The 14126-nt window shown below is 72.2% G+C and carries 14 protein-coding genes and 1 tRNA gene; 8 read left to right on the top strand and 7 right to left on the bottom strand.

What is annotated here, in order from left to right; translation table 11 throughout:
* Positions 1-25 precede the first annotated feature (25 nt).
* The gene (locus AB0B14_RS30590; protein ID WP_357525574.1) at positions 26-1075 is read right to left on the bottom strand and encodes a hypothetical protein; all 1050 of its coding nucleotides are present in this window, start codon (positions 1073-1075) and stop codon (positions 26-28) included.
* A 251-nt stretch (positions 1076-1326) separates the two neighbouring features.
* On the opposite strand from AB0B14_RS30590, the gene AB0B14_RS30585 reads away from it, so the two are divergent.
* The 4 genes from AB0B14_RS30585 (at position 1327) to AB0B14_RS30570 (ending at position 4290) form a co-directional block, all read left to right on the top strand.
* On the top strand, positions 1327-1749 hold the full coding sequence (locus AB0B14_RS30585; protein WP_357525572.1) for an HIT family protein: 423 nt from the start codon (positions 1327-1329) through the stop codon (positions 1747-1749).
* A 76-nt stretch (positions 1750-1825) separates the two neighbouring features.
* A complete protein-coding gene (gene msrA / locus AB0B14_RS30580) occupies positions 1826-2488 on the top strand; it encodes a peptide-methionine (S)-S-oxide reductase MsrA (RefSeq protein ID WP_357078973.1) in 663 nt (220 codons plus the stop codon).
* 366 nt (positions 2489-2854) lie between these two features.
* Positions 2855-3784, top strand: coding sequence for a ribonuclease Z (locus AB0B14_RS30575; protein ID WP_357525570.1), 930 nt, complete (start codon positions 2855-2857; stop codon positions 3782-3784).
* The gene (locus tag AB0B14_RS30570) at positions 3781-4290 is read left to right on the top strand and encodes a GNAT family N-acetyltransferase (RefSeq protein WP_357078967.1); all 510 of its coding nucleotides are present in this window, start codon (positions 3781-3783) and stop codon (positions 4288-4290) included. The genes AB0B14_RS30575 and AB0B14_RS30570 overlap by 4 nt, the downstream gene beginning before the upstream one ends.
* Before the next feature lie 157 nt (positions 4291-4447).
* On the opposite strand, the gene AB0B14_RS30565 is transcribed toward AB0B14_RS30570, so the two are convergent.
* Both AB0B14_RS30565 and AB0B14_RS30560 read right to left on the bottom strand, forming a co-directional pair.
* Positions 4448-5818, bottom strand: coding sequence for a cystathionine beta-synthase (locus AB0B14_RS30565; RefSeq protein WP_357078964.1), 1371 nt, complete (start codon positions 5816-5818; stop codon positions 4448-4450).
* 72 nt (positions 5819-5890) lie between these two features.
* A complete protein-coding gene (locus AB0B14_RS30560) occupies positions 5891-6247 on the bottom strand; it encodes a YkvA family protein (protein WP_357525568.1) in 357 nt (118 codons plus the stop codon).
* Between the two features lie 150 nt (positions 6248-6397).
* On the opposite strand from AB0B14_RS30560, the gene AB0B14_RS30555 reads away from it, so the two are divergent.
* The 3 genes from AB0B14_RS30555 (at position 6398) to AB0B14_RS30545 (ending at position 9596) form a co-directional block, all read left to right on the top strand.
* Positions 6398-7447, top strand: a complete 1050-nt coding sequence (locus tag AB0B14_RS30555; protein WP_357078958.1) for an SGNH/GDSL hydrolase family protein — start codon at positions 6398-6400, stop codon at positions 7445-7447.
* Positions 7444-8256, top strand: coding sequence for an SGNH/GDSL hydrolase family protein (locus AB0B14_RS30550; protein WP_357078955.1), 813 nt, complete (start codon positions 7444-7446; stop codon positions 8254-8256). The genes AB0B14_RS30555 and AB0B14_RS30550 overlap by 4 nt, the downstream gene beginning before the upstream one ends.
* Positions 8257-8333: 77 nt before the next feature.
* Positions 8334-9596, top strand: coding sequence for an acetyl-CoA C-acetyltransferase (locus tag AB0B14_RS30545; protein WP_357525566.1), 1263 nt, complete (start codon positions 8334-8336; stop codon positions 9594-9596).
* Between the two features lie 39 nt (positions 9597-9635).
* Here AB0B14_RS30545 and AB0B14_RS30540 read toward each other — a convergent pair whose 3' ends face one another.
* From AB0B14_RS30540 to AB0B14_RS30525, 4 genes are all read right to left on the bottom strand, one after another.
* Positions 9636-9956 carry a hypothetical protein gene (locus AB0B14_RS30540; protein ID WP_357078948.1) on the bottom strand — a complete coding sequence of 107 codons (321 nt, stop codon included), beginning with the start codon at positions 9954-9956 and terminating at the stop codon, positions 9636-9638.
* Between the two features lie 269 nt (positions 9957-10225).
* Positions 10226-10984: a Bax inhibitor-1/YccA family protein gene (locus AB0B14_RS30535; protein ID WP_357078945.1), complete on the bottom strand. Its 759-nt coding sequence runs from the start codon at positions 10982-10984 to the stop codon at positions 10226-10228.
* Positions 10985-11120: 136 nt separating this feature from the next.
* Entirely contained in the window at positions 11121-11936 is an 816-nt protein-coding gene (locus AB0B14_RS30530) for a Bax inhibitor-1/YccA family protein (protein ID WP_357078942.1), read from the bottom strand.
* Between the two features lie 108 nt (positions 11937-12044).
* Positions 12045-12125, bottom strand: a tRNA-Leu gene (locus tag AB0B14_RS30525).
* A 101-nt stretch (positions 12126-12226) separates the two neighbouring features.
* On the opposite strand from AB0B14_RS30525, the gene AB0B14_RS30520 reads away from it, so the two are divergent.
* Positions 12227-14086, top strand: coding sequence for a hypothetical protein (locus AB0B14_RS30520; RefSeq protein ID WP_357078939.1), 1860 nt, complete (start codon positions 12227-12229; stop codon positions 14084-14086).
* Positions 14087-14126: the final 40 nt, after the last annotated feature.

Raw genomic sequence — 14126 nt, 5'->3', positions numbered from 1 at the left:
TGGCCGACCAGGGTCGGCGGGCCGGTCAGCCGGCCGGAACGGGCAGGACGTGCAGGGTGACCGGGTGGTCCCCGGTCCAGTCGTAGGAGACCGCGTAGACCCGGGCTCCGTTCGGTGCCCAGGCCAGCGCACCCGGGCTGAGGTCGTCGTTCAGCTCGAAGTGGGCCAACTCGGTGCCGTCGGCCCGGAAGAGGAAGACGTCCGGGTCGTAGGCGGCGTCCGCACCACCGGCGATCTTGGTGCCGTCGCGGGACACCTCGACCGCATTCGGGTACGCACCGGTGGGATAGGTCACCGACGGGGTGCTGATGTCGGCGAACGGGAACGCCTGCACCACGTACGGGGCACCGGACGCGGTGAAGACGGTGGTGCCGGTGGGGTCGAGCGCGACATCGCGCAGGTTGCTGCCGACCGCCATGAACTCGTTCTCCCTGGGCGCGCTCAGTGTGCCCCCGGTGCCGATGGTGTACGCGTACACCGACGCGGGGCTCAGCCCGGGCTGCCCGGCCAGCAGCACCGAACGGTTCTGGCTGGCGGCGGTCAGCAGCGGTGCGTCGTAGAAGTCCTGACCGGTGGCCACCCCGGTGGTCACCACTGCCGGTTGCCGGCCCAGGTCGATCCGGCCGATGTTGCCGCCCCACTGGTCACAGCCGTAACCGAACCACAGGTACCGCCCGGTCAACGCGAGCGACGACGGGCACTCCCCCGCGCCGGTGTCGTACCGGGCCGACTCGGTCAGCGACCCGGTGTTGAAGGCGGCGATGGCGTTGGCGCTGGGCAGCGCCACGTAGAGCGTCTGCCGGTCGGCGCTGAGCAGCAGGTCGCTGGGGCCGGGCAGCCCGGACAGGGTGCCGACCACCGTGCCTGTCGCGCTGGTCACCACGACCTCGGTCGAGGAGTAGCCGCCACTGACGAAGACCCGGTCACCGGCCGACACCACGTCGGCAACGCCCGGCAGCGACAGCGGGGTGGCCGTCTGCGCGGGAGCCGCCTGCGCGGGGGTCGAGATCGTGGCGGTCAGCAGCCCGACGGTCAGGGCGGCCAGCGCCAGGGTCGGACCTCTTCTGATCTGCAAAGGTGCGTCCTTTCGGAGTGTCGACGACCCGAACCCACGACGGCCCGGGGTCCTGAGGCCGCAGCAAGGAACAGATCGTCGCCGTGAGGGCGCCGTCCAGGCGACAGCCCGCCTCGGCCGACCGGCCGGGCGCCGCTGTCGCGACAGCACGTTGCCCCCGTGTGCTTATCCAGACCGGTCAATGACTATCACAGTCGATGCCGGCGTGGGGGGCACCGTGATCCGTCGGACCGTCGGCATAGCCTGAGCCGATGAGCGGTTGCGTGTTCTGCGGGATCGTGGCGGGTGAGGTGCCGGCGTTCCGGGTCGCCGACACCCCGGACGGGGTGGCGTTCCTGGACACCCGGCCGGTGTTCAAGGGGCACGTGCTGGTGGTGCCGCGAGTCCACCTGGTGACCCTTGCCGAGTTGCCGGCGGACCTGCTGCCCGGCTACTTCGCGCTGGTCCGGCGACTGGCGGTGGCCGTGGAGACCGGTCTCGGGGCCGGTGGGACGTTCGTGGCGATGAACAACAAGGTGTCCCAGTCAGTGCCCCACCTGCACACACACCTCGTTCCGCGGACGAAGGGCGACGGGTTGCGCGGCTTCTTCTGGCCACGCACCCGGTACGCCGACGACACCGAGGCCCAGGCGTACGCAGACCGGATCGCGGCGGCGCTCCCCGGTGGGGCCTGACTCACTGTCACGCGGGTAAGGAAGCTAGACCCTCCGGTGTTACACGCTGGGAGAGGTACGAGAGGAGATCCCCACCGTGTTTTTGCGTCGCATGAACGCCGAGATGGTTTCGCCCGACCAGGCCCTGCCTGGCCGCTCGATCGCCATGCCGGTCGCCGATCGCCACGAGGTGCTGGGCACCCCGCTGAAGGGCCCGTTCCCGGAGGGCCTGCAGGTCGCGGTCTTCGGCATGGGCTGTTTCTGGGGGGCCGAGCGGCTGTTCTGGACGCTGCCCGGCGTCTACACCACCTCCGCCGGCTACGCGGGCGGCAGCACCAAGAACCCGACGTACGAGGAGACGTGTTCCGGCCGCACCGGGCACGCCGAGGTCGTCCAGGTGGTGTACGACCCCAGCAAGATCACCTATGAGGATCTGTTGAAGGTCTTCTGGGAGAACCACGACCCGACCCAGGGCATGCGCCAGGGCAACGACGTGGGCACCCAGTACCGGTCGGCGATCTACACGACCACCGACGAGCAGCGGGCCACCGCCGAGTCGTCCCGGGACGCCTTCCAGCCGATCGTCACGCGGGCCGGCAAGGGTGAGATCACCACCGAGATCGCCCCGCTCGGCGATTATTTCTTCGCCGAGGACTACCACCAGCAGTACCTCGCCCCGACGAAGAACCCGAACGGCTACTGCAACCACGGCCCGAACGGGCTGAGCTGCCCGGTCGGCGTGGCCCGTACCGCCGGCTGACCACCACCTCCCGCACACACGTAATGCCCGGTCGCCGACAAGGCGGCCGGGCATTCCCGTTTGGCCCTGTGATCGAAATCCGTTGCAGACCCCGCCGGAGACTCGATAACGTGGCCGTACACGTGAAAGGAGGTGGTCCAGACTTGTATAGCAATCGGACTCGTGAGGTGGCTGTCAGCTAGCCGCTGTCCTCGACAGTGAACGGTCCGCCGCAAGGCGGGCACCAGCACCATCGTCGAGACCGTGTGGCAGCGGTGCGGCGAATCCACGACAGCCACCCGACCCCCGGGGTGCCGGCCAAGTCCAGCCGGCCCGCGCACCAGCGCGGAGCGCCCCGGGGGTCGCTCCATATCCGGGGGAGCGGCGATGTCCATGCGCGAGCTGGTGATCCTCGGAACGGCCAGCCAGGCGCCGACCCGTCAGCGCAACCACAACGGGTACGTGCTGCGCTGGGACGACGAGGTGATCCTCTTCGACCCGGGCGAGGGCACCCAACGCCAGTTCCTCTACACCACGGTCACGGCCAGCGACCTGACCCGGATCTGTGTCACCCACTTCCACGGCGACCACTGCCTCGGCCTGCCCGGCACCATCCAGCGCCTCTCCCTGGACCGGGTTCCGCACCCGGTCGCCGTGCACTTCCCGGCCGGCGGCGCCGAATACTTCGCCCGGCTCCGGCACGCGACCTCCTTCTACGAGACCGCCGAGCTTCAGGTCACCCCGATCGAGGAGGACGGGCAGCGGATCGCCCTGCGCTGCGGCACGCTGGAGGCACGCCGGCTGCGGCACCCCATCGAGACGTACGGCTATCGGCTTGTCGAGCCGGACGGCCACCGGATGCTGCCGGAGCGGCTGTCCGCGTACGGCATCAGTGGCCCGGCCGTCGGCGAGCTGATCCGCGTCGGGCACCTCGACCTCGACGGGCGCCGCGTCGCCCGCGACGAGGTGAGCGTGCCCCGACCGGGGCAGCGGTTCGCGTTCGTGATGGACACCGGCCTGTGCGACGGGGTCTACGCCCTCGCCGAGCACGCCGACCTGCTGGTCATCGAGTCGACGTTCCTGGAGTCGGAGGCCGCGCTCGCCGCCGAGGTCGGCCACCTGACCGCGGCCCAGGCCGCGCGGGTGGCCACCGAGTCCGGGGTACGCCGACTCGTGCTCACCCACTTCTCCCAGCGCTACCCCGACCCGCGCCGGTTCCACGACGAGGCACGCGCACACTTCGACGGTGATCTGATCATCGCCGAGGACCTGACCACGGTGCAGCTCCCACCGCGCCGGGTAGCCTCGGCCGGATGACCGTCACGCTCCGCCCCGCGACCGCTGCCGACATGATGGCGGTGGGGGCCCTGCACCAGCGCTCCCGGGTCGCCGCCTACTCCGCCTTCCTGCCCGCGGACGCGTTGGCCGACCCGACACCGGAGGCGATGGGGCGGTACTGGGCGGAGCGGTGGCAGTGGGAGCGGGACACCCACCGGATGATTGTGGCCGAGCGGGCCGGGGCGCTGGCCGGGTTCAGCCACCTGGGCCCGGACGACGAGGACGACCCGGCCACCGGGCTGCTCAACGCGATCCACCTGGACCCGGCCGAGCAGGGCCGCGGCACCGGCCGTGCGCTGATGGTCGACGCCCTGGACGCCATGCGGGCCCGGGGCTGGCGTCGCGCCGTGCTCTGGGTGCTTCGGGACAACGCCCACGCCCGCGAGTTCTACCGCCGGGGCGGCTGGACCCCCACGGGAGACGAACGGGACGAGGCGATCGGGTCAGCACAAACCCGACAGCTCCGCTACGCCCGCCCCCTCTGACCTGCCCTGCCTCGCCTCGCCCTTGACCCGGTCGATCAAGGACTTGTGGTGGGCGCTTTGGGCACGGGTGCCTGCTTTGCGCACCACCACAACTCCATGATCGACACCGGTGGGGGGCGGGCGGGGCGGAGGGCGGGCGGGGCGGGGTGGGCGGGGGCTAGTGGGCTCCTAGGTGGGCTAGGAGGTCTTGGCGGGTTAGGACGCCCTTGGGCTTGCCGTCGACCAGGACCAGGGCGGCATCGGACTTCTCCAGCATGCCGACCGCCTCGCTCACCGGCTGACCACCGCCGATCATCGGCAGCGGGGCGCCCATGTGCCGCTCGATCGTGTCGTGCAGGTGGGCCTGGCCGGTGAACAGCGCGTCGAGCAGGTCCCGCTCCGCGATCGAGCCGGCCACCTCACCGGTCACCACCGGCGGCTCGGCCTTGAGCACCGGCAACTGCGAGACGCCGTACTCGCGCATGTAGTCGATCGCGTCGCGGACGGTCTCGGTCGGGTGCACGTGCACCAGCTCGGGCAGGCCGCCCGGCTTGCTGGCCAGCGCGTCGGCCACGGTCGGCTCGGCCCCGGAGTTGTCCAGGAAGCCGTACCGGGCCATCCAGGAGTCGTTGAAGATCTTGGAAAGGTAGCCCCGGCCGCCGTCGGGCAGCAGCACCACCACCACGTCGTCCGGGTTAGCCCGGCGGGCGACCTCCAGCGCGGCGACCACCGCCATCCCGCAGGAGCCGCCGACCAGCAGCCCCTCCTCGCGGGCCAGCCGGCGGGTCATCTCGAAGGACGCCTTGTCGGAGACCTCGACGATCTCGTCGGCGACATCCCTGTCGTACGTCTCCGGCCAGAAGTCCTCGCCGACGCCCTCCACCAGGTACGGACGGCCGGTGCCGCCGGAGTAGACCGAGCCCTCCGGATCGGCGCCGATGATGCGCACCCGACCCTCGGAGGCCTCCTTGAGGTACCGCCCGATGCCGGAGATGGTGCCGCCGGTGCCGACGCCCGTCACGAAGTGGGTGAGGCCGCCCTCGGTCTGCTTCCACAGCTCCGGCCCGGTGGTCTCGTAGTGCGAGCGCGGGTTGGCCGGGTTGCTGTACTGGTTGGGCTTCCAGGCGCCGGGGATCTCCCGGGTCAGCCGGTCGGAGACGTTGTAGTACGAGCGCGGGTCCTCCGGGGCGACGGCGGTCGGGCAGACCACCACCTCGGCGCCGTACGCCCGGAGCACATCCTGCTTGTCCTGGCTGACCTTGTCGGGGCAGACGAAGACACACTTGTAGCCCTTGAGCTGGGCCACCAGGGCCAGCCCGACGCCGGTGTTGCCGCTGGTCGGCTCGACGATGGTCCCGCCGGGCTTGAGCAGGCCGGCGGCCTCGGCGTCCTCCACCATCCGCAACGCGATCCGGTCCTTGACCGAGCCGCCCGGGTTGACGTACTCCACCTTGGCCAGCACGGTGGCCTGGATGCCCTCGGTGACGTTACGCAGTCGCACCAGCGGGGTGTTGCCGATCATGTCGACGACGTTGTCGTAGTACTGCACGGTGTGCCCTTCGTTGCGGCGCCGGCAACGGCGGCCGGGCAGACGTTTCCTCGTCGCCCAGCGTACGTGTCGTCAGGGCACCAGCCCCCCGGGGATGACCGAGCTGCGCACCGCCTCCCACTCCAGGAACCTGTCGGTCTCGGCGAGCACACTGCCCGCCAACCACGTGATCATGACCGCGTCGTCGGCCAGCCCGAAGATCGCCAGCGGAATCTCCGGGAGCAGGTCGATGGGCGAGACGATGTACGCCGTCGCCGCCGTCATCAGGGCCAACCGGAGGCCGCCGTCGTACTCGCCCCTGGTGGTGGCCCGGATCATCCGGGGCAGGGCGGCCAGCCGGGTGCCCAGCGACGGCCCCCCGCGTGCCCCGGCCATCAGTGCCCGCGCCAGGGCCGTGAACGCCGCGCTGCGCTTCAGTGTCTTACCCATCGTCGCGCTCCTCTCCGCCGGATCAGCGTGGCGGGTCGGCGCAAATCGGCCGGCCTCTGCCGCAGAGATACCCCGCCGCGTCGGTTTCCAGGCACCCGGGTGCCGTCACGACGACAGCGGCGTGTCGGGGCGGCGCGATAATGTCGCGGTATGGGGGTGGCTGATTCCGTCGTACCCGGTGAGCGCTGGCGGCAGACCCGGCGCTTCGCCCGCCTGGCCGCGATCGGGACGGGCGCCACGGCGGCTGCCGCGGTGGCGACCGGTGGGGTGCTGCTCGGTCAGGCCCGCCAGGCCCGGCGCACCATCCCGATGGCCGAGGCACCGCCACCGCGTTGCGACGGGATTTACGGCGCGAAGTTCCCCGGCCCGGCACTCACCATGGTCGTCCTCGGTGACTCGTCGGCCGCCGGCTACGGGGTGCACCGCCGTCGGGAGACGCCCGGCGCGCTGCTCGCCACCGGCCTGTCCCGTCGACTGCACCGGCCGGTGCAACTGCACCGCTTCGCGGTGGTCGGTGCCATCTCCTCGGCGCTGCGCCACCAGGTCGAGGCGGCGCTGGAGTGCCGACCCGACATCGCGGTGATCCTCATCGGCGGCAACGACATCACCAACCGGACCCCGCGCGGGCTGGCGGTGCGTTATCTCGTCGAGGCGGTGCGCACGCTGCGCGCCGCCGGGTGCGAGGTGGTCGTCGGCACCTGCCCCGACCTGGGTGCGATCCGCCCGATCCAGCCTCCGCTGCGGTGGTTGGCGCACCGGTGGAGCCGCCAACTCGCGGCTGCCCAAACGGTCGCGGTGGTCGAGGCGGGCGGTTGGACGGTCTCCCTGGGTGATCTCCTCGGCCCCCGGTTCGTGGCGGAGCCGACCCGGATGTTCGCCTGGGATCGCTTCCATCCCTCCGCCGAGGGGTACGCGATGGCCGCCGCCGCACTCCTGCCGACGATGCTGTCCGCACTCGGCGCAGGGCAGGAACGACGGGCCACGCCGACGTGGGCAGAGGGCGTACGGTCGCTGCCGGAGGCCGCGCAGGAGGCGGCCCGGCACGCCGGCACCGAGGTCAGCGGCACCCAGTTCCGGGGCCGTGACCGGGGGCCGGCCGGCCGGTGGGCGCAGTTGCGCCGCCGGGCGTTCTTCGGTGTCGGCGCGGTGCCGCAGCACGGGTCCGCCCCGGACACCTCGACAGTGGAGGGACTGGCATGAACGAGCGCAGCGAGCGGGGCGTGATCACCGGCCTCGCCGGCCGGCTGGGTCGGGCGGCGGCGTTCTCGCTGCTCGCCGGCACCGTCGGTGGGGCCGCCGTCCTGGCCGGTGAGGCGTTCGCCGCCCGGCACCGGCGCTACGCCCAACCGGAGCTGGGGTTGGCCCTGCGGGCCACGGTCGGCCGGGCGGGTGCCCCGCCGCTGCGGCTGGTGCTGCTCGGCGACTCGTCCGCGCTGGGGGTGGGTGTCGACCGTCTCGAGGACACCATCGGTGGGCAGTTGGCCCACCTGCTCGCCGAGGGTCCGACCGGCCGGCGCGTGCACCTGTCCAGCGTCGGCGTCTCCGGTTCCCGCTCGACCGACCTGGCCACCCAGGTGGCTCGGGCTCTGCTCGGTGACCGGCCCGACGTGGCGCTCATCCTGATCGGCGCGAACGACGCCACCGGGCTGCGCCGACCCGCGGACGCCTCGGCCTATCTCGCCGCGGCGGTGCACCGGCTGCGTGAGGCGCGGGTCGAGGTCGTGGTGGGCACCTGCCCCGACCTCGGCGCGGTGCGTGCCATCGCACCCCCGCTGCGCCAGGTGGTCGGCTGGTCGGGGCGTCGGATGGCCCGCGCGCAGACCGCGGCCGTGCTGGACGCCGGCGGCTCGGTGGTCGACCTCGCCACCGAGACCGGGCCGGTGTTCCGGGCCGACGCGGGGACGCTCTGCCACGACGGTTTCCACCCCTCGGCCGACGGCTACCGGGTGTGGGCGCACGCGTTGCTGCCCGCCATCGTCGCCGCGGCGGCGGCCACGACCCGACGCTAGAACGCCCCGGTCAGGGTGACATTTCCCGCCGGGTGGGCTTCTTCCGCGCGATGTTACTGGCGGGTTAACGTTGGCTCATGCCGATTGAGTCGTCCCGCGACGCCGTCATCGTCGCCACCGCCCGCTCCCCCATCGGCCGGGCGCACAAGGGGTCCCTGCGCGACGTCCGCTCCGACGACCTCGCCGCGACAATCGTCCAGGCGGCCCTGGACAAGATCCCCCAGCTCGACCCGACCACGATCGACGACCTCTACCTCGGGTGCGGCCTGCCCGGGGGCGAGCAGGGCTTCAACATGGCCCGGGTGGTGTCCACCCTGCTCGGTCTGGACACTGTGCCCGGTGCCACGCTGACCCGCTACTGCGCGTCGTCGTTGCAGACCACCCGGATGGCGATGCACGCGATCCGGGCCGGCGAGGGTGACGTGTTCGTCTCCGCCGGCGTGGAGATCGTTTCCCGTTACGCCCGGGGCAGCTCCGACGGGTTGCCGCCCGAGGCGCAGGCCCTCGTCGGTGGCGGCTGGGAAAACCCGCGCTTCGGCGCGGCCGCCGAGCGCTCGAAGCGCCGCGCCCAGGGCGGCGCCGAGGTCTGGGCCGACCCGCGTGCGGCAGGTGACCTGCCGGACATCTACCTGACCATGGGGCAGACCGCGGAAAACCTGGCCCAGGTGTACGACGTGACCCGCGCCGACATGGACGAGTTCGGCGTACGCAGCCAGAACCTCGCCGAGAAGGCCATCGCCGACGGCTTCTGGGCCCGGGAGATCACCCCGGTCACCACGCCCGATGGCACCGTGGTGAGCACCGACGACGGGCCCCGCGCCGGTGTCACGCTCGACGCGGTCTCCGGCCTGAAGCCGGTGTTCCGCCCGGATGGTCGGATCACCGCGGGCAACTGCTGCCCGCTCAACGACGGCGCGGCCGCCGTGGTGGTGATGAGCGCCCAGCGGGCCGAGGAGTTGAGGCTGACCCCCCTCGCCCGGATCGTCTCGACAGGCGTGACCGCACTGTCGCCGGAGATCATGGGCCTCGGGCCGGTCGAGGCGTCCCGGCAGGCGCTGCGCCGCGCCGGCATGACCATCGACGACGTCGACCTCGTCGAGATCAACGAGGCGTTCGCCGCGCAGGTCATCCCGTCCTACCGGCAGTTGGGCATCCCCGAGGACAAGGTGAACGTGATGGGCGGCGCGATCGCGGTCGGCCACCCGTTCGGCATGACCGGCGCCCGGATCACCGGCACCCTGCTCAACGCCCTGGAGTGGCACGACAAGACCATCGGCCTGGAGACCATGTGCGTGGGCGGCGGCCAGGGCATGGCCATGGTGCTCGAACGGCTCAACTGAGCTGACGCCGGGCCCGCCCCGCGGCTCGCGGGGTGGGCCTCAGAGCACGCCGCGGGTCGCCGTCACCTCGGCGGCGGCCCGCGCCAGCACCTCGTCGTCGGCCCCGGCGGCCACCAGGTCGGCCGCCACCACCCGAAGCTGATCGGGCAGGGCCAGGTCGTTGTCGAGCCGGGGCACCACCCGGCGTGGCTGCCCCTCGGCGTCGGCGGCCAGGTTGGCGACCTCCTGCACCAGACGGTGCACCAGGTCGGCGCGGGGCACGTTGCCGGTGGTCGCGACCGCCGCCCACCGTGGCTGCTGCCAGTGCCCGACCTGACCGACCAGCAACCGCACGGCCTGGTCCAACTCTGCTGCGCTCATCGGCACCGAGTCTACGGCCGACCGACGCGCCGCCCGAGATCGACTCGACTTCCTGAAAACCGTGGCATCACCGCGACCCGGACACCCCGACTTCATGAAAACCGAGTCGATCATGCGGCCAGGCCAGGCCAGGCCGGGGCAGAGCAGGCCAGGCCGGGGCAGGGCCGGGGCAGGGCAGGCCAGGCCGGGGCAGGGCCGGGGCAGGCCGGGGCAGGCCGGGGCAGGCCGGGCTGGGGCAGGCCGGGCCGGGGCCGGGGCCGGCGGGCCGGTCAGCGGCGTAGGTAGCTGAGCAGCCGGAGCAGCTGCCAGTACAGGAAGACCAGCCCGGTGAGCAGGCCGAACGCGCTCAGCCACGCGTACCGGCGGGGTCGACCGTCGCGCACCGAGCGCTCGACGAGGTCGAAGTCCAGGATGAAGCTGAACGCCCCGGCGATGATGGCCACCACCGAGAAGGCGTACGGGAGCCAGCCCACCTGCCCACTGACGCTGTAGACCTCCAGACCCGGCCGGCCGGAGATCAGGTACGACACCAGGTTGACCACGCTGAGCACGGCGATCCCGAGCAACGTCCCGATCACCAGGCGGGCCAGCCGGGGCGTCGCCCGGATCACCCGGGCCCGGTAGAGCGCCGCCATGCCGAGGAAGACGCCGAACGTTCCGGCCACCGCCTGCACCACGATGCCCGGGTAGACCTGCTCGAAGGTGCGGCTCGCCACCCCCAGCAGCAGGCCCTGGAGCACGGCGTAGCCGACGATCGGCACCGGGTTGGTGATGCCTCGCAACGAGATGACCAGGACCAACGCGATCGAGGCGAGCGCGCTGCCGGCCAGCGCGGCGCCAAGCCAGGCCGCGTCGGGGATCACCGCCCAGGACACCGCCGCGGCCACGCCGGTGACCAACAGCAGTCCGACGGTACGGGTCACCACGTCGTCGACGGTCATGGGCTCGACGTCGCGGGCACCGAGCACCCGGGCCTCCACCCGGCCGGTTTCGTCCAGCCGGTTGAGCACCGGGTTGTTGCTGCGCACCGCCGCCTCCTTCGCCCGCGTACCCCCAGCAGTCACTCTGCCCCGGACGGACCGGCGGCGGCGGGGAAACGGCGCCGACGACGGCGCCCGCCCCCACCGAAGCGGGAGCGGGCGCCGGTCGGCGGTGCGGACGAGGTCAGTCGTCGCCCTGGAAGTAGCTCAGCAGGCGCAGGATCTCGATGTAGAGCCAGACCAGGCTGACCAGGATGCCGAACGCGGCAGTCCAGGAGTAGCGCTGCGGCAGGCCCATCCGGACGCCGTCCTCGATCTCCTTGAAGCTGAGCACGAAGCTCAGCGAGGCCACCACGATGCAGACCAGGCTGAAGCCGATGGCCAGCGGGCTGCCGTCGCGCAGGCCCGTGTTGACGCCGAACAGCGCCAGCACCAGGTTGATCAGCATGACCGCGAAGAGGCCGACCATCACCGCGATCATGCCCTTGACGAACGCCGGGGTGGCCCGGATGACCTTCGCCCGGTAGAGCATCGCCATCAGGAAGAAGATGCCGAAGCTGGCGGCGGCGGCCTGGAGCACGATGCCGTCGTACGCCGTCTCGAACGCCTTGCTGACCATGCCGACGAAGACGCCCTCGACCACCGCGTACGCGATGACGAGCGCCGGGTTGGCCATCCGGGAGAACGAGATGATCAGGCCGAGGACGAGGCCGACCACTGCCGCGCCGATCCAGGCGGTACCGACCAGCGCGTCGGGCACGAGCACCCAGGCTGCCGCGGCGGTGATGCCGAGGATGCCGAGGAGAGCGACGGTCTTGACGACGACGTCGTCGACAGTCATCGGCGCCACGGTGGGCGGCGCGGCCGGGTAACCGGCCTGGGACGGGTACTGCTGGGGAATGCCGGGCTGTCCGTACGGCCCGGCCGGGGCGTACCCGGCGGAGCGCTCCCGCTCGGCCGCCTGGCCGAGCCGGGCGAGCACCGGGTTCGAGGTCTTCACTGTCTGGCCTCCCTCAGGGGGTCGTTAGCACGTGAACGTGCCCTTCAAGAGTAAACGGCACAGCCAAGTACTGGTGATCGCGAACGAGAATGGGTTGAGCTGGTTGGGTGCCCGGGGCGGGGGTCGAACCCGCACGCCTTGCGGCAGCCGCTTTTAAGGCGGCCGTGTCTGCCTTTCCACCACCCGGGCGGGTGGCACCGGCGCGCCGACACGCACGGTGCAGTGTCACCGTAGCGGGTTGGCGGCGACCCGACGTACCCAGCAGGGCTTGCCACATTAGGGTCGAGGCCGTGAGCAGCGCAGCCCCCACGGCCCCCGACGCCACCCCTGAGCAGGCCCTCCGCCTCGCTGGTCGGGTCGACCGTCGGCCCCTGGTCGCCCGGCTGCTGGCCGCCGTCAACCGGCACCGTGCGGATCTGCTCGTCGCCCTGGTCTGGGTGGTGCTCGCCGGCTGGCTCACCCACGGGCTGTGGCCCGATCCGGCCGGCCGCACCCTGGCACTCAACCCGGAGGACCAGACCCTCTACGAGTGGTTCCTGGCGGTCGACGCCCGCGCGTTGCTCGGCGATTTCCACCTGCTCACCGACCGACTCAACGCGCCCGACGGGGTCAACCTGATGGCCAACACCACGGTGATCGCGCTCGGCGTCGCCGTCGCGCCGGTCACCCTGCTGCTGGGCGCACCGGTCAGCTTCGCGCTGCTCGCCGCCGCCAACCTCGCCGGCACCGCTCTCGCCTGGTACCTGCTGTTCCACCGGACGCTGCGCGTCCGCCGGCTCGCTGCCGCGCTCGGCGGCGGGTTGTGCGGGTTCGGCCCCGGCATGGTCTCGCAGACCAACAGCCACCTGCACATGACTGCCCAGTGGTTGGTGCCGGTGATCGTTTGGCTGGTGGTCCGCCTGCTGCGGGCAGCCGATCCGGGTCCCCCGGCACCCGACGGAACCAATCGGGCGCAGCCCGTCGGGCCGGATCGCCGGCGGATGCTCACCTCGGCGGTGGGGCTGGCCGGCGCGGTCAGCGCGCAGGTCTTCATCGGCGAGGAGGTGCTCTTCCTCGCCGCGCTCACGCTGCTGCTGATGGCGATCGGGTACGCCGCGGCGGACCGGGAGCTGGCTCGGCGCACGCTACCCGGCTTCGCCGGTGGGCTGGCGGTCGCCGCCGGGCTCGCCCTGCTGGTGCTCGTCTATCCGCTGTGGTTCCAGTTCGCCGGGCCGCGGGGTGTTGCCGACGGACTGTTCCGGCCCGCGAACTTCTCCGCCGACCTGAGCAGCTGGTGGGCGGTCTCCCCGCTGTCGGTGGCCGGCAGCGTCGAGTCCGCCCGGCTGACCACCGGTCCGGCCGAGTACAACACCTTCCTCGGCTGGCCCCTCCTGCTGGCCGCCGTGGCCTGCGCGGTCTGGGTCGGGCGACGCCGGCTGGTCTTCGCCTGCGTGGTGGCGGGCCTGGTGATGGGTACGCTCTCGCTCGGCCCCGAGGTGGTGCTCGGCGGCACCCGGACGGCGCTTCCCGGCCCGTACGCCCTGATCGGCGGGTTACCGGTGGTGGACGGCGCGTTGCCGATGCGGTTCGCGCTGGCGGTGCTGCCGATCGTCGCGACGCTGCTGGTGCTGGCGGTCGACCGGGCTCTGCGCGGCACCGGTCGGGCGCGGCGGCTGGTGCCACTGGCCGTCGGCGCGGCGCTGCTGCCGATCTTCCCGACACCCCTGCCGACGATCGAACGGCCCGCCGTGCCGGAGTTCGTCACCGGCGGGCACTGGCGGCAGTGCGTACGCCCCGGCGGGGTGTTGGTTCCGGTGCCGCTGCCCACGCCCAGGGAACCCGGGCCGATGCGCTGGTCGACCGCCGCCAACGCCGCCTTCGGTCTGCCCGAGGGGTTCTTCATCGGCCCGTACGGGCGGGGTGGCACCGCGGCGATGGGCACGTTCAAGCAGCCCACCTCGGCTCTGCTGGCGGACGTGGCCCGGCGCGGTGACCAGCCGGCCATCGGCGACGAGCAACGCCGCCAGGCCGCCCGGGACGCGGACTTCTGGGGCGCCTCCTGCGTGGCGCTCGCCGACGACGCCCCGCACGTCGAGAGCCTGCGAAACACCCTGGAGCAGCTCTACGGCCCCGCGACCCGGGTGGCCGACGTGTGGATCTGGCGCGTGTAGCCCCCAACCCAAAACCCCGCCGATCTGCACTTCGGCGGGG

The sequence above is a fragment of the Micromonospora sp. NPDC049171 genome, from assembly GCF_040648275.1.
Lineage (GTDB): Bacteria > Actinomycetota > Actinomycetes > Mycobacteriales > Micromonosporaceae > Micromonospora.
The sequence above is the reverse complement of the archived record's forward strand: the minus strand, read 5'-3'. Positions and strand labels throughout refer to the sequence as shown.

Excerpts from the sequence above, each read along its gene's own strand:
- AB0B14_RS30560 (WP_357525568.1), bottom strand. The coding sequence starts at position 6,247 with ATGGGTAAGACACTGAAGCGCAGCGCGGCGTTCACGGCCCTGGCGCGG.
- AB0B14_RS30570 (WP_357078967.1), top strand. The coding sequence starts at position 3,781 with ATGACCGTCACGCTCCGCCCCGCGACCGCTGCCGACATGATGGCGGTG.
- AB0B14_RS30545 (WP_357525566.1), top strand. The coding sequence starts at position 8,334 with ATGCCGATTGAGTCGTCCCGCGACGCCGTCATCGTCGCCACCGCCCGC.
- AB0B14_RS30585 (WP_357525572.1), top strand. The coding sequence starts at position 1,327 with ATGAGCGGTTGCGTGTTCTGCGGGATCGTGGCGGGTGAGGTGCCGGCG.
- AB0B14_RS30540 (WP_357078948.1), bottom strand. The coding sequence starts at position 9,956 with ATGAGCGCAGCAGAGTTGGACCAGGCCGTGCGGTTGCTGGTCGGTCAG.
- AB0B14_RS30575 (WP_357525570.1), top strand. The coding sequence starts at position 2,855 with ATGTCCATGCGCGAGCTGGTGATCCTCGGAACGGCCAGCCAGGCGCCG.
- AB0B14_RS30555 (WP_357078958.1), top strand. The coding sequence starts at position 6,398 with ATGGGGGTGGCTGATTCCGTCGTACCCGGTGAGCGCTGGCGGCAGACC.
- AB0B14_RS30550 (WP_357078955.1), top strand. The coding sequence starts at position 7,444 with ATGAACGAGCGCAGCGAGCGGGGCGTGATCACCGGCCTCGCCGGCCGG.